Annotated in this window: 2 protein-coding genes; one reads left to right on the top strand and one right to left on the bottom strand. The window is 65.5% G+C overall.

The window, feature by feature from the left end; all coding sequences use genetic code 11:
* Positions 1–72: 72 nt before the first annotated feature.
* Positions 73–951, bottom strand: a complete 879-nt coding sequence (locus tag AC5LUJ_RS24185; RefSeq protein ID WP_250289937.1) for an EVE domain-containing protein — start codon at positions 949–951, stop codon at positions 73–75.
* A gap of 221 nt (positions 952–1172) precedes the next feature.
* Between AC5LUJ_RS24185 and tnpC the strand changes: the two genes are divergently transcribed.
* Entirely contained in the window at positions 1173–2606 is a 1434-nt protein-coding gene (gene tnpC / locus AC5LUJ_RS24180; protein WP_250289934.1) for an IS66 family transposase, read from the top strand.
* Positions 2607–2772: the final 166 nt, after the last annotated feature.

The following is a 2772-nucleotide window of genomic DNA, read 5'->3' as shown; positions in this document are numbered from 1 at the left end:
GTCGCTACGACTGTTTGACCCCGCCCACCCTCTAACAGCCCTATCGGGGAGGTCATTCTCGGTGAAAGTCTCTCAGTTCGACAGCAGCTCGTCCAACGGGATGAACGACAGCCGACTGTCCCGATTCACCATGGCTGCGGCATCTTTCTTGATGCTGTCTCCGATCAGGATTCCGAGCGGCTGCCGATAGGAGGTGAATTCGTCCTCCAAACTCGCTCGATAGCTGAGCACCTGGCCGACCGCGTTGCGGTCCACGGCCCCCTTCTTCAGCTCTATCGCGATAAAGCGCTTCTTGCTGCGCTCGAAGCAGATGAGATCGGCGCGGCCGCCGTTGTAACAGACGTACTGCCGGGCATGAAGGTCCACATGCAGACCGTAGCGAGAGAAGAGCTCCATGTGCCCGGCAAGGTAGTTCTCGATGTCGCGTTCCAGAAGGTACCGTCGCGTGGCCTTTTCCCGGAGGCGGTCCGTCGCCGTGTGGTCGGGGCTGAGACGACCGAGGAGGTGAGCCCAGATAGGCCGGGGGATTTCATAGGCCCGGCGACGGAGGTTCGCCCGCAGCGGACCCCAGTTGGCCAGGACCGGATCGCTTCGCATGTCGGCGAGCTGTAGCGGCCTGCGGAACTTTTCGATCACCTCATAGTCACAGGCGACGTCCCACCCCAGGTCCGCGGCCACGTCGCCGTTGCGGAGCGCGTAGGCGTCTGACCTGGCCTCAATTAGATAGGCGATGTCTTTCTTGATCTGAGACCGGTAGAGCAGGATGAGGTCCTCTTCGCGGGTCTCTTTGTGGCATGTCCACCAGTCGTCCGGAGCGGACCCCCGGGTCGGGTCGAGCTCTGGACGATCGGTGCCGTTCTCATCCAGGTAGTAGTCGGGCCCGGTAACCCAGATCCAGTACCGCCGCCCATCCGATCCGGTCTCCGCTGTTTCCGTCCCCGCTTCGATCATGGCTTGGAATGGTATCATATGGCTGAAGTAACAGTATACCTTGGTCTTGTCTGGCAAGTCGGTCTCGGCAAGAGCGGTTGTCATGTCACCAAGGGTTTCGGTAACTGGTCAGGTCTCGTAGATCGTTTGTTTTTGGTTTCATGGCAGGCTGGGACTCTTCGATGACCTGGCAGCCCAGGAGCGTTGGCGCCGCGTGGTTGATCGGACCGTAGGGTCCAGGTGTGTCCGGTGATCCGCCCGCACCGTCGGTGCCGTCGTATGACGAGCTCGCGGCGCTGGTGGTGGAGCAGGCGGCACTGATCGCGCAGTTGCGGGCCGAGTTGGAACAGGCCCGGGCGCGGATCGCCGAGTTGGAGGCCCAGGTCGGCAAGACGTCGCGGAACTCGGCGAAGCCACCGAGTTCGGACGGGCTGGCGAAACCGCCCCCGAAGTCATTGCGGAAGAAGTCCGGCCGGCGCCCTGGTGGGCAGGGCGGGCATCCCGGATCGACGCTGCGGATGGTGGACGATCCCGACGTGCGGCTGCGGCACGAACCGGGGCCGTGTGGGGGCTGCGGGGCGTCGCTGGCGGGCCGGCCGGTGGCCCGGACCGAACGCCGGCAGGTGTTCGACCTGCCCGAACTACGCCCGCATGTGATCGAACATGAGCTGGTCGAGCGGGAATGCGGCTGCGGGACACGCACGAAGGCGACCGCGCCGGACGGGGTGGATGCCCCGGTCCAGTACGGGCCCCGGGTGAGCGCGGCGGCGGTCTACCTCTATTCCGGTCAGTTCCTGTCGAAGGAACGAACCGCGACCGCGCTGGCCGAGCTGGTCGGGATCCCGATCTCGGCGGGCACGGTCGGTGCGATGACCGCCCGTGCCGCCACGGGCCTGGATGGCTTCCTCGCCACGGTCCGCCAGTGCCTCGCCGACGCCGAGGTCGTCGGCGCCGATGAGACCGGGCTACGGGTCGCCGGGAAACTGCACTGGGTGCACGTCGCTCGCACCGACCGGTACACGCTGATCGACTGCCATCCGAAACGCGGAACCGCGGGGATCGACGCCCTCGGGGTGCTCTCCGGCTTCGCCGGGATCGTGATCCACGACGCCTGGGCGCCGTATGACACCTACACCGACGCCACCCACCAGCTGTGTGTCGCCCACGTGCTGCGTGAGCTGCAGGGGATCGTCGACGCCGCCCCGGCCGGCAGCTGGTGCTGGGCCACCCAGGCCGCCGATGCTCTCCTCGCGCTGCACCGGCTCACCGTCGACGCCGCCGCCACCGGCACCACGGTCGACCCGACCGACCTGGCGACCCACACCCGGCTGCTGCGCCACGCCGCCCACATCGGGATCACCCAGACCTCGCCCCGCGGCACGAAGCTCATGGCCGCCCGCCACGCGCTGGCCTGCCGGCTCGTCGACCGCGAAGCCGACTACCTGCGCTTCACCAGTAACCCGCGGATACCCGCGGACAACAACGGCTCGGAACGCGACATCCGCATGATCAAACTGCGGCAGAAAGTATCCGGGTGTCTACGCACCCTCACCGGCGCCCGCCAGTTCTGCGCGATCCGAAGCTACCTGTCCACCGCCACCAAACACGGCATCCCCTTGTTCGACGCCCTCGTCCACCTCGCCGAGGGCCGCCCCTGGATGCCCGCAACCAGCTAACCCAAGATCAAATCGGTACCTGACCAGTTACGGGTTTCGATCAGGGTGATGATCTTGTCTCGACTCATCCGCTGGTCGCTCGACTACGCAAATGGCGTCTGACCTGACGGTGATCTGAAACTGATCAGACAGATGACGGGCCCTGTCGCCTATCCCATATGGTTAA

The organism is Protofrankia sp. CiP1_Cm_nod3 (assembly GCF_982290655.1).
This window is presented reverse-complemented; position numbering and strand designations above follow the sequence as displayed.